Genomic DNA, 21,283 nt, shown 5'->3' on the forward strand with positions numbered 1-21,283 from the left:
CACTGTGACTCATGTTTTATGCGTCACCTTGTCAGTCGCGAACGACATGGAGAGTTCGCTAAATCACCAGCAGGGAGCAAGACCACGCCATATTCAAGGAGTATTCATGACCCCCAAACAACATCTGCTCGCCAAGGCCATCTTTGTCGTTGCGACCATGCTCTCCCTCGCCATGATTGCGTTCGTTGCCTGGGCCGTCGTCACGGTCAGCCCGCTCCATCCGGCTGACCTGGCACCATCGCAGAGTCTCAGCCTTGGCCTGGCAACAGCCATCGCCCTGTTTGTGCTCGCCTTCAACTATGTGGCCTACCGCGGGCTCACCGAACAGGTGACGGCCTTCAAGGTGGTCTTCTGGTGCTTCGTCGCCCTGCAGTTGTTCGCCTTTCCGATCGGTACCGTCATCGCGCTGACCCTCATCTATCTGTGGAACCAGTCGCGCGCATCCCTCGCCCGCCCACTCGGCGCCACTGTCTCACTCTGATACGGGAGAGTATCCATGCTGACCACCACGAACACCGGCCTGCTGGTCGTCGATATTCAGGGCAAACTGGCCCGTCTGGTCGAGGGGAGCGACGCCCTGATCGCCCACACCGCCAGACTGGTGGCGGGGGCCAGACTGCTGGGCCTGCCGGTTGTCTGGCTGGAGCAGAACCCGGACAAGCTCGGGGCCACCGTGCCCGAGCTGCAGTTGATGCAGGCAGGCGATCTTGTGCTGCCCAAGCACAGCTTCGGCGCCCTGGGGGAACCGGCGCTGGCCGACGCCCTCGCCCGCCAGGGCGTCAGCCACTGGCTGGTGTGCGGCATCGAGGCCCATATCTGCGTCTACCAGACGGTGCAGGGACTGCTGGACGCGGGCAGCCAGGTGTCGCTGGTGGTGGATGTGGTGTCGTCGCGCAGCGCCGCCAACCGGGAGCTCGCCATCCACAAGCTGGCGGCGCACGGGGCCGAACTCACCTCGGTGGAGATGTGCCTCTACGAGCTGCTGGGTGACTGCCGCCATCCGGCGTTTCGCGCCATTCTGGCGTTGATCAAATAGCTCTCCTGCCGACCGGCTACTCCATTCGACACGGCGCCATTACTAGCGCTGATCAAATAGCCTCCCCCTGTCGACCAGCGACTTCATCCCACACGGCGCCAGTGGCGCCCTGTGGCTTGCCTGTAGTCACCCTCACTCTGCTTTCGATCTCGGCGGCCCCCCGCCAGCGTGGTACGCCTCCCATTTCGCACCACTCCGCCCGCCCCCTTTCGCACCTGCTTGTCCCGCCAAACGTTAACGAACAGTTACTAATAGGTTGATCTACAAAGATAAATATCAACACCAGCCAGCTGAGAAAAGTTCTCAATACACCACACAAAAGGATTCACAGGAACCCCCAGATGGTCTGTAAAATATTTGTTGTGGGATTTTTTTGAGCCTTATCTCAGAATCAAAACGAGTGCTTTTTGACTCTGTTTTTCCCGTGTATAGATGCCAGTCGCACCCAGGACGGTGCGATATAAGATGGAGTTTATTAATGAGAAAAACATCGTTAGCGTTGGCAATCTCGGCCCTGCTCTCGGCCCTGCCCATCGCTTCAGTTCAGGCGAGTGAGAGTTGCACCCCATTGACCGGCAAGGAAGCCGGCCTCGATACCGGCCGCAGCAGCGCAGCGCGCTGCCTGCCCGGCATCAACCCGCTGCAGGATCAGCAGTGGCACCTGCTCAACAGCGGCCAGAATGCCTTCAGCCCCCGCGGCGGCGTGGCAGGCAACGACCTCAACCTCTGGTGGGCACACCGTACCGGCGTGCAGGGTCAGGGCATCAACGTGGCCGTGGTGGATGACGGCCTGGCCATCGCCCACCCGGACTTGGCCGACAATGTGCGCCCCGGCTCGAAGAACGTGGTGACCGGCAGCAGCGACCCCACCCCGACCGATCCGGACAGTGCCCACGGCACCTCGGTCTCCGGCCTGATCGGGGCGGTCGACAACCGCATCGGTACTCTGGGGGTGGCCCCCCGCGTCCAGCTGCAGGGGTTCAACCTGCTGGATGAGCGCAGCAAGCAGCTGCAGAAAGACTGGATCTATGCGCTGGGTGGCAGCACCGCCACCGCCGACAACCGGGTCTTCAACCAGAGCTACGGCATGAGCCTGGTGGATCCACAAAGCGCCAGCGGGCTGGATCAGGTTCAGCTCGATCGCCTGTTCGAGCAGCAGACCCAGCAGGCGCAGGGCGCGGCCTATATCAAGGCGGCAGGCAACGGTTTCAACCGCATCGCCGCGGGCGACTACATGTTCAGCCGCACCGGTGTCCTGCCCAAGCTGCCGTTCGAGAACAGCAACATAGACCCCTCCAACAGCAACTTCTGGAACCTGGTGGTGAGCGCCATCAACGCCGATGGAGTGCGTTCTTCCTACTCCAGCGTCGGCAGCAACGTCTTCCTGAGCGCCCCCGGCGGGGAGTACGGTACCGATGCGCCGGCCATGGTGACCACGGATCTGCCCGGCTGCGACATGGGCTACAACCGCACCGACGATCCCAGTACCAACCGGCTGCACAACAACCCGCAGCTGGATGCCACCTGCGACTACAACGGTGTGATGAACGGCACCTCGTCGGCCACCCCCAACACCTCGGGCGCCATGGCGCTGCTGATGTCCGCCTATCCGGATCTGTCGGTGCGAGATCTGCGCGATCTGCTGGCCCGCAACGCCACCCGCATCGATGCCGGCCAGCAGCCGGTCCAGGTCAGCTATACCGCCGCCAACGGCCAACCCCGCCAGGTCACCGGCCTGGAAGGGTGGGAGCGCAACGCCGCCGGCCTCTGGTACAGCCCCACCTATGGCTTTGGTCTCATCGACGTGAACAAGACCCTGACCGCCGCCGCCAACCACACCCCGCTGCCGCCGCTGGTGCAGCTGCCGGCTCAGAAGGTCACGGTGCCGCGCAGTGAAGGGAACATCGCGGATGTGGGCAGCAGTGCCACCCGCTCCAGCACCCAGGTGGCGCAAGCCTTGACCGTGGAAGCGGTCCAGGTCACGGTGAGCCTGGATCATCAGCGCCTGCCCGACCTGCTGATCGAGCTGGTCTCCCCGTCCGGCACCCGCAGCGTGCTGCTCAACCCCAACAACAGCCTGGTGGGGCAATCCCTCGACCGGCAGCAGCTGGGTTATGTGCGTACCAAGGGGCTGCGCGACATGCGCATGCTCTCCCACAAGTTCTATGGCGAAGCGGCCCAGGGCGAGTGGCGACTGGAGGTGACCGACGTCTCCTACAGCAGCCGCCAGCTGACGCTGGTTGACCTCAACACCAACCGCCGCAGCACCCTGACCGAGCGCAACAACAGCCAGCCGGGTCAACTGCTCAACTGGTCCCTGCGGGTGATCGGCCACGATGCCACCCGCTCATGATCACAAGGAGTCACAAGATGAAACACAGCTTACTCGGCCTGGCCCTGGCCGGCCTCCTGGCTTCGGCCGGCGTGCACGCCACCGATGAATCGGTGGTGATCGACGGCAAGCAGTACCGCACCATCGAGGTGAACGGTCAGACCTACCTCACCCCGGACAACGGCGGCAAGCAGCGGGTCGCCCGCAGCGCAGACGGCAAGGCGCCCCGGCAAACCCTGCGCAGCGGCGACGTGTTGCTGCAAGGGGTGGCCAGCCCACAGCTCACCGCCAGCGGCACCCTGCTGGTGGAAGCCGATGACAACCAGGCCAGCGCACTGGCCAGCCGTCACGGCCTGCGCTTCAAGCAGAGCAGCGGCGGCATCGCCCTGCTGGAAGCCAAGCCGGGCACCGATCTGAACGCCGTCGCCACGGCGCTCAAGCAGGAGGGGGTCAAGGTGCAGATTGAACTCGCCGGGGCCCTCAAACAGCCCAAGTGAGCCGTCCCGGGCCATTGCCCGGGCATATCAGCTGATCTTCGAGGGGGCCGCCGGCCCCCTCGCGCGTTGCTCGCAGTCATCCTCATTGGCCATCAGGCTACCCGTTTTTTCCGCATCTCCCCTGCCCTTCTCCCCTCTTGCCACCTTCCACCCTTGGTTTGACACCGCCTTTCCATGCGACCTCGCTCACAACTCGGCACCCTTGCTCCCGCCGGCACATTTCTCGCTCCCCCGGGGCAAGGCGGCCATCGCCCGGCTTGTTAACCTGCCTGCAGCCAAACGTCTGCCCACGGGCCCGTTCGGCCTTCCTTGCGATATCCAATGGCAGTCGCCAGCAGAGCGGCCCAGCCCGGGCGGATGCCTTCCACCCGGTGTCGATATCTCCTTTTTATTTTTATTCAGACAGTTACGAGGACGTCTTCATGCCTATCACCACAAAATTGAAAGCGGTTTCACTGGGTGTCAGCCTGGCGCTGGCCGGCCTGCTGGTCGGTTGCAACCAGAATGACTCGGATCCCCTGGTCAAGGACGATGCCTATTACCGCGGCCAGGCCGAGGCCATGGTGGCCAAGCTGACCCTCGGCGAGAAGCTGGACCTGCTCTCCGGCCCCGGTTACGGCAGTGCCAACGGCGCCATCAACGTCAAGCAGGACGTGCCCGGCGTGGCGGGTTACATCAACGGCGTGCTGCGCAGCGCGGACGGCATCGACATTCCGGCCCTCAAACTGGCGGACGGGCCGGCCGGGGTGCGGATCAACGCCAACCGCGACGGTGACAGCGCCAGCTACTACGCCACCGCCTGGCCCATCGGCTCGCTGCTCGCCTCCAGCTGGGACGTCAAGCTGGTCAAGGCCGTCGGCGAAGCCATGGGGGACGAGGTGCGCCAGTACGGGGTCGACATCCTGCTGGCCCCGGGCATGAACATCCAGCGCAACCCGCTCAATGGCCGCAACTTCGAGTACTACTCGGAAGACCCCCTGCTCACTGGCAAAATCGGCGCCGCCATGGTCAACGGGGTGGAAAGCAACGGGGTGGGCACCACCATCAAGCACTACTTCGGCAACAACTCCGAGACCAACCGCAACCAGATCAACGACATCGGCGAACCGAGAACCTTCCGCGAGATCTACCTGCGCGGCTTCCAGATAGCGGTGGACGAGGCCCAGCCCTGGGCGGTGATGACCTCCTACAACAAGGTCAACGGCACCTATGTCAACGAGCGCAGGGATGCGGTGACCGACCTGCTGCGCGGCGAGTGGAAGTTCGACGGCCTGGTGATGTCCGACTGGTTTGCTGGCGATGTGGCCAACAACGCCTACAAGCAGGTGCTGGCGGGACAGGATTTGATCGAGCCGGGCAACGTCAAGGAGCAGTTGCAGCAATCCATCGAGCACGGCGATCTTGACGAGGCCAAGGTAAACGAGGCCGCCATCCACATCCTGACCCAGGTGATGAAGAGCCCCTCCTACAGCCAGCTGGCCATCAGCAACAGCCCGGATCTGATCGCTCACGCCAAACTGGCCCGTCAGGCCGGTGCCGAGAGCATGGTGCTGCTGCGCAACGACGCCGCGGCCTTGCCGCTTTCGGCAAGCAGCACCCTGGCCAGTTTTGGCATCAACCAGATCAACACCTACAAGGGCGGCACCGGCAGCGGGGATGTGAACGCCGCCAGCACCACCACCATCGCGCAGGGACTGGCGGCACGCTTCCCGGTCAACGAGGCGTTGCAGAGCTACTACCGCGATTTTTACGAGAACAACAAGGTCTATCACGAGGGGCAATTTGGCGCCAAGGGCTACTACACCTGCGCCGAGGCACCGATCAGCGGCGATCTGGCGGCGCTGATCGCCAATGCGGCCGCCACCCAGCAAGCCGCCGTCATCAGCATCGGCCGCCAGGCCGGGGAAGGGGCGGATCGCAGCAGCGGCAAGGGGGACTATCTGCTCGGTGATGACGAGCGCGCCCTCATCGACGCGGTGAGCAGCGCCTTCCACGCCCAGGGCAAGAAGGTGGTGGTGGTGCTCAACGTCAACGGCGTCATCGACACCGCCCAGTGGAGCGACAAGGTGGATGGCATCCTGCTGGCCTACATGGCTGGCCAGGAGACCGGCCACGCGGTGGCGGACGTGCTCTCCGGCGCTGTCAACCCGAGCGGCAAGCTGGCCCAGAGCTTCCCGCACAGCTACGCCAGCGTACCCTCTGCCGGCACCTTCCCGGGCGAGGACACCGACGGGGACGGCGAACCGGACGATCTCTACTACAACGAGGGGATCTACGTGGGCTATCGCTACTACAGCACCTTCGAGCAGGCGGTCTCCTACCCGTTCGGCTTCGGTCTCTCCTACACCAGCTTCAGCTACACCAGCCCCGCCATCGCCAGCAATACCCTGGAGGGCGGCAGCGCCGGCAACCTGGTGCTGACCGCCACCATCACCAACACGGGTGCCGTGGCAGGCAAGGAGGCGGCACAGGTCTATGTGACCGCCCCCGAGGTCAAGCTGAAGAAACCGCTCATCGAGCTCAAGGCCTTTGCCAAGACGGCGCAACTGGCACCGGGGGCCAGCGAACAGCTGAGCTTCACCATTCCGGCCAGTATCCTCGCCAGCTTCGATGAGGCCAGCAACCAGTGGATCGTGGAGCCGGGTCGCTACAGTGCCTACATCAGCCCCTCGTCGGATGTCTCCGCCAGCACGCCGGTCAGCTTCACGGTGAGCAAGGAGATCGTGGTGAGCAACACCACGCCAGGGGCACTGGCACTGCCGGCCGGGGTGGATGCTGCCAGCGTCACCACCATCACCCGCTAACACGAGCAGGCACGGCCAGGCACCCAGCCCGGCCTTGCTCGAACATTGCCCAGCAATGACCCGACCACGGGACCGGCCTTGCGCCGGTCCCGTTCTTATTGGCGGGCGTTGCGATAGGCCAGCGGCGTCATCCGGGTGTTGGCCTTAAAGAAGCGGTTGAAGGCGCTCTGGGACGAGAAACCGACCCGATCGCTGATGTTCTGCAGCGGTTGATCCCCCTCACCCAGCAAGCGGCAGGCTTCGCTCACCCTCGCTTCCCTCAGCAGGGTGGAGAAACTGCTCCCCTCCCCCTGCAATTTGCGATTGAGGGTCCAGCGGCTGACGTTCATGGCCGCGCACACCTCCTTGAGCAGGCTCTCGTCGCTCTCCAGCTCCCCTTCCCGGATCTTGTGGCGGATCCGCTCCCCCACCAGATAGGCAAAGGGGGCCCGCTCGGCGATGTCGGCGCAGATCTGTGCCAGCTGAACCTGTTGCAGATGACCCAGCGGCTCGTTGTAGCAGTGGCTGGGGCAGTCAAGTTGGCCGTTGTCGATGGTCAGGGTGTTTTCCCCCTGTTCCCAGCGGCAGCGGGTGGCGAAGAACTGATCCAGCAGTTGATGGCGCGGTGGCGGCCGCCCCGTGAAGCCCACCGAGACCCGGGGATCCGTCAGATAGACCCGCAGGATCCGGTAGAGGATGATGAAGTTGGGGATGGCCTGACTCGCCCCCAGGCTGGCAGGCCCCTGATTGAGATACAGGTATTGGCTGGCCTGCGCGCCCCGCCGCACCCGCAGTTCGTCACAACTACCGATGATGGGGCGATAGGCCAGCAGCACCTCGAGCGCCGCCCGCGGCGAGGGCTGGTTCAGGCACAGGCTGATAAGGGGTGGATAGTGCTGGTAGAGCTGGCCGATGTCGTAGGAGAGGATGGTTTCGTGAAAACTGGCCAGATAGGGCTGCATCAGTTGCAGCATCCGGTAGTGGCTGTGGGCCGGCAGCCGGCCCTGCTCCCGCTCGATGTCGAACGACGTGAGGCCGCCCGCCATCAGGATGGCATCGGGATCGCCCCCCTGCTGCTGGCAGGCTCCCAGCATTCGTCTGATCACCTGGTTTGATACGCTCTGTGACATCTGCCGTCCTGGCCTCCATGCTGACAGGAAACTGCTCGTGATCCCCCGGCCCGCCACTGGCGGCGGGCCTGCCACCCCGTGCAGCGGGCTGGCGGGACCATTATGGGGCGGTTGCAAAGCGAGCAGATGTAACGGAGTGTAAAAGCACGCGCCAGCGCGCCATTTTGGGCAGATGTGGCCGCCATATCGGACCAGTTGCGTCAGGTTCAGCCATGAAAAATGGCGCCCGTGGGCGCCATTTTGATGGGGGCTGTGCAGCCGGCGTCAGTTCGCCTTGTGCTGCTCGGCCAGATAGAGCCAGGTGTCGACCACGGTATCCGGGTTGAGGGACACCGAGTCGATGCCCTGCTCGACCAGCCAGGCGGCGAAGTCCGGGTGATCGGACGGCCCCTGGCCGCAGATCCCCACATACTTGCCCGCCTTGCGGGCGGCGGCAATGGCCATCGCCAGCAGCGCCTTGACTGCCTCGTTGCGCTCGTCGAACAGGTGGGCGATAAGCCCCGAGTCCCTGTCAAGTCCAAGCGTCAGCTGGGTCATGTCGTTGGAGCCGATGGAGAAGCCGTCCACGTGCTCGAGGAACTTGTCTGCCAGCAGAGCGTTGCTCGGGATCTCGCACATCATGATCACCTTGAGCCCCCGCTCGCCACGGCGCAGACCGTTCTCGGCCAGGATGTCGATCACCTGCTCTGCCTCGCCCACGGTGCGCACGAAGGGGATCATCACCTCGACGTTGGTCAGCCCCATGACATCACGCACCCGCTTGATCGCCTCGCACTCGAGTGCAAAACAGGGGCGGAAGCTGTCGGCGATGTAGCGCGACGCACCGCGGAAACCGATCATCGGGTTCTCTTCGTGAGGCTCGTAGTCACGACCACCCACCAGGTTGGCGTACTCGTTGGACTTGAAGTCCGACATCCGCACGATCACCCGCTCCGGCCAGAAGGCGGCAGCCAGGGTGGCGATGCCCTCGGTCAGCTTGGCGACGTAGAACTCGCGCGGGCTCTCGTAGCCGGCGATCATCTTGCCGATGGTGGCCTTGAGCTCGGGGCTCTGCTGGTCGAATTCCAGCAGCGCCTTGGGGTGCACCCCGATCATCCGGTTGATGATGAACTCGAGGCGGGCCAGTCCGACGCCGGCATTCGGCAGCTGGGCGAAGTCGAACGCTCTGTCCGGGTTGCCGACGTTCATCATGATCTTGATGGGCAGGCGCGGCATGTTGCCCACCTCGGTCACCGCCACGTCGAAGTCGAGTTCGCCGTCGTAGATGAAACCGGTGTCCCCTTCCGCACAGGAGACGGTAATGAGTTGACCCGGTTCAATGCGCTTGGTGGCATCACCACAACCCACCACCGCCGGAATGCCCAGCTCGCGGGCGATGATGGCGGCGTGACAGGTGCGACCGCCCCGGTTGGTGACGATGGCGGAGGCCCGCTTCATGATGGGCTCCCAGTCCGGGTCGGTCATGTCGGTGACCAGCACGTCGCCGGGCTGCACTTCGTCCATCTGGCTGATGGAGGAGATGACCCGCGCCGGGCCCGCTCCAATCTTGTGGCCGATGGCGCGCCCCTCGATCAGCACCTTGCCCGCTTGCTTGAGGGCGAAGCGCTCGAGGGTGTTGGCCTCCTGGCGGCTGCGCACGGTTTCCGGGCGAGCCTGGACGATGTAGAGCTTGCCATCCTGCCCGTCCTTGGCCCACTCGATGTCCATCGGCCGGCCATAGTGCTGCTCGATGATAAGGGCCTGCTTGGCCAGCTCCATCACTTCGGCATCCGTGATGCAGAAGCGGCTGCGCTCGGCTTCATTGGAGTCGACGATCTGCACCTGGCGGCCGTGGCTGGCATCGCCGGAATAGGTCATCTTGATGAGCTTGGAACCGAGGGTCTTGCGCACCACCGCCGGGCGTCCTGCCTTGAGGGTCGGTTTGTGCACGTAGAACTCGTCGGGGTTGACCGCCCCCTGCACCACCATCTCGCCAAGGCCCTGGGCGCCGGTGATGAACACCACGTCGTTGAAACCCGACTCGGTATCCAGGGTGAACATGACACCGGAGGCGGCGAGATCCGAGCGCACCATGCGCTGGATCCCAGCCGACAGGGCGACACCCTTGTGGTCATAGCCCTGATGCACCCGATAGGAGATGGCGCGGTCGTTGAACAGTGAAGCAAACACATGCTTGACGGCAATCATGACGGCGTCGATGCCGCGCACGTTGAGGAAGGTCTCCTGCTGGCCGGCAAAGGAGGCGTCCGGCATGTCCTCGGCAGTGGCGGAGGAGCGCACCGCAAAGGAGGCGTCAAGCCCACCGCTGAGCTTGTCGTAGGCAACCCGGATCGCCTGTTCCAGCGAGCTCTGGAACGGGGCTTCGATCACCCAGTCACGGATCTGTTGGCCAGCCCGGTTGAGGGCGGCGATATCGTCCACATCCAGGCTGTCGAGCAGATCATGGATCTTGCCGTTGAGGCCGCTTGACTCCAGAAACTCGTTAAACGCAAAGGCGGTGGTGGCAAACCCGCCCGGCACGGATACGCCGGCACCAGAGAGGTTGCTGATCATCTCGCCAAGGGATGCATTTTTGCCGCCAACTCGTTCTACGTCCTGCATTCCGAGTTGCTCGTACCAGAGTACGTACTGTTGCACTTGCATGTCTCCAGGTTGGTGGGCACTGTGCCGCCATGGCACCTTGTGCGCCAGTTTATGTGCGTTATTGTCTGTTTCTACTGTTGCCAACGACCATGAAAACGTTTTCTACTTATTGTCAAAAAAATCCCCGAGCAAGATTTGGGGATGGTCGAATGACACAGACATTCTACAATGCCAACACAAAAAGGTAACGACTCAGGTTTGCAAGCCACTTCACAACTTGGGCACGGCAGACCGGTTGACAAAAACGATATGGTTTCGAGAGATACTTCTTGCTTGCCAGCTCGCCGACCCCCTCACAGGAGCCCCCAGTGCACACCGTATTTTATGTTTCAGACGGCACCGCCATCACCGCCGAAGTGTTCGGCCACGCCGTGTTGAGCCAGTTTCCGCTGGCCTTCGAGCAGATCACCATCCCCTTTGTCGAAACCCTGGAGAAGGCGCGCCAGGTACGGATGCGCATCGACGAGCAGTTCCGCCAGACCGGGGTACGCCCCATTTTGTTCCACACCATCGTCGATCATCAGGTGCGCGAGGAGGTGCTCAAGGCCCAGGCCAGCAGCCACGACTTTCTTAACACCTTCGTCAGCCCGCTGGAGCACGAGCTCGGGGTGAAGGCCGAACCCAGGCTGCACCGCACCCACGGCATGGAGAACCGCAAGCTCTATGACGATCGTATCGAGGCCGTCAACTTCGCGCTGGCCAACGACGATGGCATCACCACCAAGGAATACGAGGAGGCCGACATCATCCTGATCGGGGTCTCCCGCTGCGGCAAGACGCCGACCAGCCTCTATCTGGCGCTGCAGTTCGGCATTCGCGCCGCCAACTACCCCTTCATCGAGCAGGACATGGGGGTCCTGGATCTGCCGGCCGCCCTCAAGGCCAATCGCCACAAGCTGTTCGGCCTCACCATCGCCCCCCAGCGGCTGCACGAGATCCGCAACCAGCGCCGCGCCAACAGCCGCTACTCCTCGCTGGAGCAGTGCGAACAGGAGCTGGCCTGCGTCGAGCGGCTGTTTCGCCAGGAGGCGATCCGCTTCCTCGACACCAGTTCCCACTCGGTGGAGGAGATCAGCGCCAAGATCCTCGAGGCCACCGGCCTGCGCCGTCAGCTTTATTGAGAAGCCTGCCCGCCGGCAAGCTGACGACATGGCAAACGCCAATAAAAAAGCGCCGGATACGGTTGTATCCGGCGCTTGTCGACTGGACCTCAGCGGGGCTGGGAGCCCGGGCGGTTCAGCTCTCTGTTGTTCATCAGCATGGCGTAGAAGTTGAGCACACCGTGACGCCGGCGTACCCGCTCGGTCAGCCAGAGGGCCGGCAGCAGGCCGATGGCACCGGCGATCAACAAGACCGTTCGCAAGTGCATCACCAGATAGTCATCACCCTGCACGGCCCACACCAGCAGACACCCCACCGCCATGGTCAGCAGCAGGGGCGAAAGCCACACGGTGAGCCACAGCGCGACGGCCAGCAAACTGCCAATAATACGTTGCATGAAGTGCATCCTTGTTGCAAAGGAGGCTTCATAAAACAGGAATTTCCGACAGAGTCAACCAAACCGCGCCCAACTGCTCACAATACAACCAAACACTTCCCTGCCAGCTTCACCGCTCCCTAAAAACCTGCCTTTCGCCGAAAAAACCAGCGAATGATGAGGAAAACAGGTGCATCCGCGATGGATTATCACTATTCTGCTTCCGTTGGTAGTCGCCATAAAAAACAGAAAGCGACTCACTGTAACGAAATAAATACGGATTTCGTCACGTTTCAGGCACGCTTTGCCGTGCACGGTCACATGGATTGACCCGACGGACGAGATGACAGACGAATGACTTCAGAAGACGTAAGGAAGGAAGAATGGATCTTCAACAAAACGGCGAGGAGCTGAAACGCGGTTTGAAAAACCGCCATATCCAGCTCATCGCACTGGGCGGCGCCATCGGCACCGGCCTGTTTCTCGGCATTGCCCAGACCATCAAGATGGCGGGCCCCTCCGTGCTGCTTGGCTATGCCATCGGTGGTTTTATCGCCTTCCTGATCATGCGCCAGCTGGGCGAGATGGTGGTGGAAGAGCCGGTAGCCGGCTCCTTCAGCCACTTCGCCTACAAATACTGGGGTGACTTCGCCGGCTTTGCCTCCGGCTGGAACTACTGGGTGCTCTACGTGCTGGTGAGCATGGCCGAGCTGACCGCAGTGGGCATTTATGTCCAGTACTGGTGGCCCGAGATCCCGACCTGGATGTCGGCGGCCTTCTTTTTCGTACTGATCAACGCCATCAACCTCTCCAACGTCAAGGCGTTTGGCGAGATGGAGTTCTGGTTCGCCATCATCAAGGTGGTGGCCATCATCGGCATGATCGGCTTTGGCGGCTACCTGCTGGCCAGCGGCAACGGCGGCCCGGACGCCAGCGTCAGCAACCTGTGGGCTCAGGGCGGCTTCTTCCCCAACGGCATCAGCGGTCTGGTGATGGCAATGGCGGTGATCATGTTCTCGTTCGGCGGGCTCGAGCTGGTCGGCATCACGGCTGCCGAGGCCGACAATCCCGAAAAGAGCATCCCCAAGGCCACTAATCAGGTGATCTACCGGATCCTCATCTTCTACATCGGCGCCCTGGCCGTGCTGATGTCCCTCTACCCCTGGGGCAAGGTGGTGGAAGGCGGCAGTCCCTTCGTCATGATCTTCCACGCACTGGACAGCAATCTGGTGGCCACCGTGCTCAACATGGTGGTACTGACCGCAGCCCTGTCGGTTTACAACAGCTGTGTCTACTGCAACAGCCGCATGCTGTTTGGTCTGGCCAAGCAGGGCAACGGTCCGCGCAGCCTGCTCAAGACCAACAAGAGCGGGGTGCCGGTGGTGGCCATCTCCGTCTCCGCCGCAGCAACCCTGCTGTGCGTACTCATCAACTATCTGATGCCGGGCAAGGCGTTCGAGCTGTTGATGGCGCTGGTGGTCTCCGCCCTGGTCATCAACTGGGCCATGATAAGCCTGGCGCACCTGAAGTTTCGCAAGAGCAAGCAAGCTGAAGGCGTGGTTCCCAAGTTCAAGGCGTTCTGGTACCCGTTCGGCAATTACCTCTGCCTCGCCTTCATGGCCGGCATCCTGGTCATCATGTATCTGACCCCGGGCATCCAGATCTCGGTACTGCTCATCCCGGTCTGGATCATCGTGCTGGCCATCGGCTATCAGTTCAAGCAGAAGCACCAGGCTCGCGTTGCGGCCAACCTGGGCTGATGGCATCAGCCTTATCCCCCTCAAAAGCCGGTCACTGACCGGCTTTTTTCTACCCGGATATGACCCCTGCAGGTTGGCATCGCCAGTTTCCCCTCTCCAGTCCATCATGACGCTGTGAGCACGCGCTCAGCAAGCGGCCATTGCCAGCTCTCTCTTTGGCAAGCATCCTGACTCGTCTAAAAACAACAAGCCCGAGACAGTGCGCTCGGGCTTGTTGCAAAAAGGCAGGTAGAAAACTGCGGCGTTATTCCAGCAGGAAGACGGCTTCCACATTGTCCGTGATGGTGATCTGTTGTTGTTGGTAGCTGTTTTCCATCATGTCGGCGGCAGGTGCCATGGCGGCAGCCTTGAGGGCCCGGCTGTAGATCGGCATGGGGCTATTGTTGCGGTACTCGACGCTGTAAACCTTGCCGAGTTTCATGCCAAATGCCTTGGCCAGAGACTCGGCCTTGGTTTTGGCATCTTCAACTGCTCCGAGGCGCGCCTGCTCCTTGATGGTTTGCGGCGCCTTGAGCCCGTACTCAATCTGGGACACGGATTCCAGCCCCGCCTTGAGTGCGGTGTCCATCAGCTCGCTCAGCTTGTCGAGTTGATAGAGTTTGACCGCAAGCTGGCGCTGGGCACGGTAGCCCACCAGTTCCGGCTTCTTGTTCTGCGGATACTGGTATTCCGGAGAGATCACCAGATTGCCCCCCTCCACATCGCTGTGCTTGATGCCCAACCCTTCCAGCTGGCCAAAGAAGGCGGCAACCTTGCCATCCACCTGCTGCTTGGCCTTGATGCCCTGTTTTTCCAGCGCCGTCACGGAGACATTCAGCGTCAGCATGTCGGGCTCGGCTTTTTGCTCGGCATAACCGCTCACCACCAGATGGGGGGCTTGCGGCACTTCAAGGGCAAACAGGGGTGCACTGATAACCAGGGCAGACAGGGTAAGCAGGGGACGCCACATAAAAAAGACCTCAATCTATTAGAGTGAGGTCATTATGCCCGTCGTCGAATGGGATTCATATATCGTGCAACGGCGGGATCTGATCCAGTACCTGATTGGTCATATCGATATTGATGCTGATCTCGCCACCCGGCAGCCCCTGATGAGCAGCAGCCAATGGTGTGGCGCTGCGGGAACCCAGCAGCACATCATCATCAAAATGGAAGGAGTCCCACGACAGAACATGTCCGGCCAGCGGAGCTACCGGCTCCGTCATCGTGTTGGTCACCAGAGGAGCACAGTCGATGTTGTCGGAGTGGCCGAGCAGATCCTGCAGGCAGACATCGCTCAAACTCTGCAATGTATACTCCTGCTGCCCCTGTTCATGACCGACCAGCACCATCATGTGGGGTGGCGCTGCATCGACAGCTGGCGTGAATGAGATAGTGGCCGCCGCAAAGTCCACATTCAGTGAACCAGCAACCTCGCCATCATCGCTCTCCAGATCCAGCGCATCAATCCGATCACCCGCCATCGTGGCGTGATAGCTAAACTGGCCGGTACAGGTAATGCTGCCCTGCCCGTCCCAGCTATAGCGAATGCCATCGATATCGACCCAATTAAATGACTGCATGGTGACCCTCTCCTGTACTGCCGCTATCTTAGCCGCCCCCTCAGTCAAAAAACAGGGGCCAGGTATTACCCGGCCCCCTTGGCTGGTTACGGATCAACCTTGAGGTTGCCGTCATCCAGCAGTTGCTTGATGATGTCGTGGTTGGTCGTCAGCCCACCGCTGTGATCCAGATCCAGGCTACCCTGGAACTGTACCGTCAGTTGTGAACCACCACTGGTAAGCCCATTTGTATCAATGGTCAGCTTGTTGGTTGCAGTATCAAACTTCAAGTAGTTGTCCAGCGCCGTCGCCAGATCGTTGTTGTTGGCTGCCGAGGGAACACCAACCAGCAGATCCGACAGATCCAGTACATCGCCACCGCTGGTCGGATTACCCAACGTAAAATCGGTAATCTTGTCGGTACTGCCATCCGCATCGCCAGCAAGCCACTTGAAGGTATCGCTACCAGCCCCCCCCGTCATGGTATCGCTACCCAGACCACCGATCAGCAGATCCCTGCCATCGCCTCCTTGCAGTATGTCGTTGCCAATCCCGCCGATCAGGGTATCGTCGCCAGCCTCCCCGTAGAGCGTGTCGTTGCCGCTGCCACCATCGAGCACGTCGTTGCCCTTGCCACCGACCAGAGTATCCTTGCCACCCATTCCGTACAGCAAGTCATCACCATCACCGCCGGACAAGATGTTGTCCAGACTGTTGCCCGTGATGCTGTCACCGAAATCAGACCCGATGGCGTGCCCTTGCGTGCTGTTGAAGGTCACATTCACACCACTGGCAGAATTGTCGTAGTCCAGGGTAAACGGTGCTTCCGGCAGCAGGCTAAGACCAATGTTGCTGTGGACTGCATCACCATCTCCATCCGTCAGCGTGACCGGTAGCTGCAAACTGACCGGGATCCCAGGAGTGGCAACACTGGAACCGAAGTCCCCAATCTTGAAGGTATTACCATCAACATAGTGGAACTCTAGACTGTTATAACCATCCGCCGTGTAGGCCGCCAACTTGGTATTGGTGACAACACCAGCTACGGTTGCAACATAAGCAACCCCAGTCCCCGGATCATCATCCGTAAAGTTGACCGTAAAGTAGTTGCCGCCCACCGCCACGGTCTGGGACATGCCTGCACCGATGTTGACGATCCTGGTCGAACCGTTGTAGCTGATTGCCACAGCAGTCAGCGACTCCTTGTTGCCATCGCCAATATCGTTGTCGTTGTCTACATCCTGACGGGCAACCAATTTCACACTTGAACTGTTGGTAATGGATGTAAACAGTGCAGAAGCACCATTGACGTCGTAATGAGCTTCGAAGGCATGAGTTGCAGGATCACCATATGACCCACTACTCCCCGGTGAACCGGTCAGATCGATCACAAAATCAATCCTCATAGCTTCACCAGTCCCCACAGATGCTCCACCACTTATCCCACCTGTATGAGAAGTCGTATTGACGGTGCCGCCATCCACCCCATTGGTCATTGCTGTCAGCAGCAGATCCTTGCTGTTATCATTGGCCAGGGTGTTAAATCCTGCCCAAGGCCCATTACCACCGACAAATTTGTAACCACCACCACTGAAGTCGATCATGGTCTGTCCGCCATCGACTTCACCAATCATCTGAACCTGATAGGTTCCGGATGCCGGCTGCAGGGTGGCAATGAACACGGTACCCGCCGCCGTTGCGGCAGTCAGCGTAATGCCATCCGAAGACAGGGTATAGGTGACAGGCAAACCACCCGAGGTCATGCCACTGCTGCTGCCATTCAAGCTGCTGTCGAACCGGATTGAACCACCATCCCCCCCGTAGTTGTTGGACAAAGTACCGTCACCATCCAGCAGGAAGATGCCAGTCACCCCGGACTGATTCAGCATGACCCCCATGGCAGGCGTCATGACAACCGGCACATCGTCTTCAACCTGTACGATGAAGTCGCGAACCAGCGTCACGTTATCCACCCCTTCGTGGGCCGTGATCGCACTGGACAGATTCAACGCCTTCAGTTCCAGGTCGTTGCCATCAGCCAGGGCATGATCAATCGGGCCCTGCAGGGTAAAGGTGTAATCGCCATCAGCCTCGACAGCCAGCGTGAAGATGGGTTTGCTGCCTGCCACTGCAACCAGGGTATCGACTCCGACACCGTGGATGATGCTGTAGGTAATCGCCACACCACCTGAGGTCAACGCAGGCAAACCGGCTGTACTGCCGACGCCGAAGTTGACGCCGATACTGTCGACCACCATATGGGCCAGAGAGCCTGCAACCGTGGTCAGGGCTGGGTTGTTGCCAGGCAGACCGGCAGGCAGGCCATCTTCGAACACGGAAGCCGTGATCGGAGTGGTATCCAGCACCAGTATCTTCAACAGAGCGCTGGAGGTGTCACCATCGGCATCCACAATGGTGTAGGTAAAGGTCTCCTGTGTATCGACGGCCACATCATTGGGCGGAGTGTAGGAGTAGGAACCATCCGCATTCACGGTCAGATGCCCACCCAGAGGTGTAGTCATGGGGCCGGTCGTTCCTCCTTGCACCAGGAAGGTCACCACATTGCCATTCACACTGTCGGCAACCCCGACATAAGCGGCCGGATTGCTGACGGTAAAGCTGACCTGCAATACGGTCACGGGGGTATCGGCACCGACACTGTCCACACCGGCACTGGCATCCACATCCGTGATCACATTGCCGGTAGCTGGTGGCGGTACGGTGGCCTGGAGTGTGGCATCCAGGTCATAGATGTTGTTGACCAACGTGACGGCATCCCCATGGTCCTCCACCAGACCAAGCTGAGCGATCGCCGTCGCATTGCCACTGACGTTCAACCCCACCGCGTAAACCTCAACATTGTTGCTGTTCACAAAGCTGGTCCAGCCGGCCGGGACATTCCCCTCGTTCGGAGCGCCATCCGACAGGAAATAGACCTTGGTTTCATACCCAGCCAAAGCGGGGTTCGCCAGATCCGCCGTCAGTTGATTCTGCGCCAATACGAGTGGTGCGTTGTAGTTGGTACCGCCACCATCTGTCGGCAAACCGGAAATACTGGCCTTGGCCACATCAGGATCACTGGTTTGCGGGATCAATACAGCTCCACTGGCAAAATCAATGACCGTGAAGACCAGCGGCACACCCAGCGCCACATAGGAGTCAATCATGTGGTTTAGTGCATCCTTCGCCAGCTCCAGGCGATTTGGCGAACCATTTGTCGACGTACCGATCTGCCACAACATGCTGCCTGATGTATCGATGACCATCACCAGGTTGAAGGGGGGCAACCCTGCTTCAGTGATGACGACGCTGTTGTCTTTAGCTGTCGGTACATCATCTTCGAAGCTGATGTTGCCGCCAAGGTCTGCACTCACCGTCCCAGTCGCGGTGTCGTTGTCGCCATCCACCACCGTCACGGTCGCACTCAGCAGTACCTTGCCATTGGCCAGGCTGATGAGGTTGTTGTCGTTGCTGTTGTCCACGTCCTCCGGCAGATGGTCCAGCTCCGCCGACTGCGTCAGCGTCACCGTGCCATTGCTCGCCACGCTGATGCGGAACACCTCCCCAGCCGTGGTCGAGCCAACGATGTCGCTGCCCACCTTGGTCAGGGTGATGGCCAGCCCGTTGCTGGTCAGTCCGCTGTTGCTGTCAGTCACGCTCAGGCTGTAGCCGCTCACCGTGGTGGTGCCCGCACCGTCCGCGCCATAGCTCGGCACCGCCGCCGCCAGGAACGCCGCCGCAAAGCTGCCGGTCGCCGTGTCACTGGCCGCATCGATGGTCTGTGCATCCTGGGTGGTCAGGGTGATGCCGCCGTCTGCCACCGCGTTGATGGTCACGCTGGGGCCGTCATCTTCAAAGCGGAACACGCCGTTGGCACCCAGGTCTACCGCCGCACTGGCGCTATCGCCATCGGCATCGGTCACGGTCTGCACCAGGGTCAGCACGCCCTGCCCCAGGGTCAGTGCCACGCTGTCATCCGCATTGGTGGTGTCGCCGTGCCAGACGTTGTCCAGCAGGGCCAGGGTCACTTCCCCGCTGCTCGGGTTGATGGTCAGGGTGAAGTAGTCCACCCCACCCGCACTGCCGGTGATGACGTTGCCCACCTGATTGAGCACGATGGCGGCACCCTGCCCGTTGGCCGCGTCCGGATCGACCGCATACAGGCCGCTCGCCACGTTGCTGCCGGTCAGTGCCAGGCTGTAGCCGATGCTGCCCGCCCCGTCAGCCCCGAAGGCCGGGTTGAACTGAGCCTGTACATTGGCCGCACTCAGGGTGGCACTGGCCACCCCGTCAGTGCCAACGCCACCCAGGCTGACCAGGCTTTCATCCACGGACACTGCGCCCAATCCTTCAGAATTGGTAGTAAGGGTGACACTGGGAACATCATCCAGAATGACCACATCCAGGCTGCCACTGGTATTGTCACCATCGGTATCAACCAGTACGACACTGAAACTCTCGCTGAGCGAATTGTCATTGGTAGGTTGGGTGTGGGTTTCACTCCCCCCCAGGGTGTAGCTGTAGTTCACGCTACCCGTGCCGGTCACGGGATTGTAATTAATGCTGGTAACGACCAATTGATTACCAAGTGGGCTGGTAATGGTTTGCGGGAAGGCTGTAACAGCTTGCCCGTTGGTGACCAAGGCGACGCCTCCCAGTGTCAGACTCTGCACACCATCGGCTGCGCTGAAGGTAAAAGTACCGCTCTGAGTCACAGCGGCGGCATTCGGATTACTCCCTCCTGCCAATGAGGCTTCATTTAATGTCAGTTCTCCGCCCTCCAGCTGCAGACCGGCAAGCTCAACCGGCTCATCAACAGGAGTGATCGTGATAGTCAGTAAGGACTGTACTGAATCTGTACCATCTGTGACGGTATAACTCACCGCCGGGACAGGGCCGTCATAATTGGTGGCTGGCGTAAACTGATAACTGCCATCTGCATTGACCAGCAGAGTACCAACCCCTGCCAGAGTGACGGGGGTGCCCAGAGTCGTGTTGGCAACCCCACCCCAGCTAAATCCGGTGACAGTAGCAGCCTGAGGCCCATCATTATCGACGGTGTTGTCAAGCAAATTGCCCGATACCGTCGCATCCTCCGTCACCACGACGTTCTCACTCTGATCTGCAAGATCATTGACTGGCGTGATAGTGAGTTCCAAGGTGGATTGGACCGTATCGGTGCCATCGGTAACCGTGTATACGACAGGGGGAACAGCACCGTCGTAGTTGGGAGCCGGGGTGAATGTGAAGCTGCCATCGCCATTGACGACAAGCGTACCGATCCCGTCGATTGTCACACTGGTTCCGACAGCCAAATTGGCGTTGCCTCCCCAGCTGAAGAGCAGAACCGACGCAGCTGACGGCCCATCGGTATTGACCGTGTTATCCAGCAAATTGCCATTCAATACACCGTCTTCCGCAACAACCAGCTGCTCGCCCTGATCCGTCAGTTCATTGACCAGCAAGGGCTCTACTACTTGTTGTGTATCTAAAACCGGCTCTGTCTGATATGTGGTGTCAAAGCCTGCGGCAGCAATAGTTGCATCACCAATACGGTCAATCGTGACAAAGCCACCATTGCCACTGGCACCGGCTACACCACCGATCCCGCCACCACCACCGGCGGCAGGTGCCCCACCGGCAGCAGAAGCTTCAAAGTTTTGTGTCGGGTCTACCCCTTGCAGAATTGATTTTTGCAATGCAGCGATATCAGGAGAAGCCGCAGTACCCGCATCAGGGGCTTGAGGTTGACCAGGGGCTGGTGCGTCATGAGCGGGAGCATCTGGAGTAGCTGCAGCAGGAGAATCGTCATAGGGAGCCAATACCAGTTTGGCGTCATCTGCAATATTAAGCTTGGCTCCCGGTTGGAGGATCTCGCCCTTTTGCAATGGGCGGCTGCTTCCATCTGCCAGCACGATTTGAACATTGCCTTCAATGGAAGAAACCACAACCGTTTTGTCGATGATTTGAGTGCGCATATCCTTTGCTCCAACGTGACAGATCTCGATGTCTACACCATAGATGTCTGTACGCTTCGCATCCGTTGCAAAAATGTATTGGATTTGTTCCGTCTTGGGGGGATGC

At 60.6% G+C, this 21,283-nt stretch carries 13 protein-coding genes; 7 read left to right on the top strand and 6 right to left on the bottom strand.

Going from position 1 to position 21,283, the window contains the following annotated elements; all coding sequences use genetic code 11:
- Positions 1 to 106 precede the first annotated feature (106 nt).
- The 5 genes from PG881_RS07175 (at position 107) to PG881_RS07195 (ending at position 6,669) form a co-directional block, all read left to right on the top strand.
- Positions 107 to 481, top strand: a complete 375-nt coding sequence (locus PG881_RS07175) for a hypothetical protein (RefSeq protein WP_264098690.1) — start codon at positions 107 to 109, stop codon at positions 479 to 481.
- Between the two features lie 15 nt (positions 482 to 496).
- Complete coding sequence (locus tag PG881_RS07180) at positions 497 to 1,036, top strand: isochorismatase family protein (RefSeq protein WP_264098691.1); 540 nt, start codon at positions 497 to 499, stop codon at positions 1,034 to 1,036.
- A 478-nt stretch (positions 1,037 to 1,514) separates the two neighbouring features.
- Entirely contained in the window at positions 1,515 to 3,389 is a 1,875-nt protein-coding gene (gene asp / locus PG881_RS07185; RefSeq protein ID WP_270798956.1) for a serine protease Asp, read from the top strand.
- A gap of 17 nt (positions 3,390 to 3,406) precedes the next feature.
- Positions 3,407 to 3,865, top strand: coding sequence for a serine protease chaperone (locus tag PG881_RS07190; protein ID WP_264098693.1), 459 nt, complete (start codon positions 3,407 to 3,409; stop codon positions 3,863 to 3,865).
- Between the two features lie 422 nt (positions 3,866 to 4,287).
- Positions 4,288 to 6,669, top strand: a complete 2,382-nt coding sequence (locus PG881_RS07195) for a beta-glucosidase (protein WP_264098694.1) — start codon at positions 4,288 to 4,290, stop codon at positions 6,667 to 6,669.
- 95 nt (positions 6,670 to 6,764) lie between these two features.
- On the opposite strand, the gene PG881_RS07200 is transcribed toward PG881_RS07195, so the two are convergent.
- Positions 6,765 to 7,742 carry an AraC family transcriptional regulator gene (locus PG881_RS07200; RefSeq protein WP_264098701.1) on the bottom strand — a complete coding sequence of 326 codons (978 nt, stop codon included), beginning with the start codon at positions 7,740 to 7,742 and terminating at the stop codon, positions 6,765 to 6,767.
- A gap of 300 nt (positions 7,743 to 8,042) precedes the next feature.
- Positions 8,043 to 10,421, bottom strand: coding sequence for a phosphoenolpyruvate synthase (ppsA, locus tag PG881_RS07205; protein ID WP_264098695.1), 2,379 nt, complete (start codon positions 10,419 to 10,421; stop codon positions 8,043 to 8,045).
- Positions 10,422 to 10,729: 308 nt separating this feature from the next.
- Here ppsA and ppsR point away from each other — a divergent pair, with 308 nt between their 5' ends.
- Positions 10,730 to 11,542: a posphoenolpyruvate synthetase regulatory kinase/phosphorylase PpsR gene (gene ppsR / locus PG881_RS07210; RefSeq protein ID WP_005302533.1), complete on the top strand. Its 813-nt coding sequence runs from the start codon at positions 10,730 to 10,732 to the stop codon at positions 11,540 to 11,542.
- Between the two features lie 89 nt (positions 11,543 to 11,631).
- Here the strand turns inward: ppsR and PG881_RS07215 are convergent, their stop codons facing one another.
- Positions 11,632 to 11,919: a hypothetical protein gene (locus tag PG881_RS07215; RefSeq protein ID WP_045527259.1), complete on the bottom strand. Its 288-nt coding sequence runs from the start codon at positions 11,917 to 11,919 to the stop codon at positions 11,632 to 11,634.
- Between the two features lie 362 nt (positions 11,920 to 12,281).
- On the opposite strand from PG881_RS07215, the gene PG881_RS07220 reads away from it, so the two are divergent.
- Entirely contained in the window at positions 12,282 to 13,658 is a 1,377-nt protein-coding gene (locus PG881_RS07220; RefSeq protein ID WP_118880922.1) for an amino acid permease, read from the top strand.
- A 244-nt stretch (positions 13,659 to 13,902) separates the two neighbouring features.
- Here PG881_RS07220 and PG881_RS07225 read toward each other — a convergent pair whose 3' ends face one another.
- The 3 genes from PG881_RS07225 to PG881_RS07235 form a co-directional block, all read right to left on the bottom strand.
- On the bottom strand, positions 13,903 to 14,607 hold the full coding sequence (locus PG881_RS07225; RefSeq protein ID WP_264098696.1) for an SIMPL domain-containing protein: 705 nt from the start codon (positions 14,605 to 14,607) through the stop codon (positions 13,903 to 13,905).
- Between the two features lie 55 nt (positions 14,608 to 14,662).
- Entirely contained in the window at positions 14,663 to 15,220 is a 558-nt protein-coding gene (locus PG881_RS07230) for a hypothetical protein (RefSeq protein ID WP_118880920.1), read from the bottom strand.
- Between the two features lie 86 nt (positions 15,221 to 15,306).
- Positions 15,307 to 21,177 carry a retention module-containing protein gene (locus tag PG881_RS07235; protein WP_270798965.1) on the bottom strand — a complete coding sequence of 1,957 codons (5,871 nt, stop codon included), beginning with the start codon at positions 21,175 to 21,177 and terminating at the stop codon, positions 15,307 to 15,309.
- Between the last annotated feature and the right edge of the window lie 106 nt (positions 21,178 to 21,283).

The sequence above is a fragment of the Aeromonas sp. QDB54 genome (assembly GCF_027707385.1).
Taxonomy (GTDB): Bacteria; Pseudomonadota; Gammaproteobacteria; order Enterobacterales; family Aeromonadaceae; genus Aeromonas; species Aeromonas hydrophila.

Excerpts from the sequence above, each read along its gene's own strand:
- PG881_RS07220 (WP_118880922.1), top strand. The coding sequence starts at position 12,282 with ATGGATCTTCAACAAAACGGCGAGGAGCTGAAACGCGGTTTGAAAAAC.
- ppsA (WP_264098695.1), bottom strand. The coding sequence starts at position 10,421 with ATGCAAGTGCAACAGTACGTACTCTGGTACGAGCAACTCGGAATGCAG.
- PG881_RS07190 (WP_264098693.1), top strand. The coding sequence starts at position 3,407 with ATGAAACACAGCTTACTCGGCCTGGCCCTGGCCGGCCTCCTGGCTTCG.
- PG881_RS07230 (WP_118880920.1), bottom strand. The coding sequence starts at position 15,220 with ATGCAGTCATTTAATTGGGTCGATATCGATGGCATTCGCTATAGCTGG.
- PG881_RS07200 (WP_264098701.1), bottom strand. The coding sequence starts at position 7,742 with ATGCTGGGAGCCTGCCAGCAGCAGGGGGGCGATCCCGATGCCATCCTG.
- PG881_RS07195 (WP_264098694.1), top strand. The coding sequence starts at position 4,288 with ATGCCTATCACCACAAAATTGAAAGCGGTTTCACTGGGTGTCAGCCTG.
- PG881_RS07215 (WP_045527259.1), bottom strand. The coding sequence starts at position 11,919 with ATGCAACGTATTATTGGCAGTTTGCTGGCCGTCGCGCTGTGGCTCACC.
- PG881_RS07180 (WP_264098691.1), top strand. The coding sequence starts at position 497 with ATGCTGACCACCACGAACACCGGCCTGCTGGTCGTCGATATTCAGGGC.
- PG881_RS07175 (WP_264098690.1), top strand. The coding sequence starts at position 107 with ATGACCCCCAAACAACATCTGCTCGCCAAGGCCATCTTTGTCGTTGCG.
- PG881_RS07235 (WP_270798965.1), bottom strand. The coding sequence starts at position 21,177 with ATGCGCACTCAAATCATCGACAAAACGGTTGTGGTTTCTTCCATTGAA.
- asp (WP_270798956.1), top strand. The coding sequence starts at position 1,515 with ATGAGAAAAACATCGTTAGCGTTGGCAATCTCGGCCCTGCTCTCGGCC.
- PG881_RS07225 (WP_264098696.1), bottom strand. The coding sequence starts at position 14,607 with ATGTGGCGTCCCCTGCTTACCCTGTCTGCCCTGGTTATCAGTGCACCC.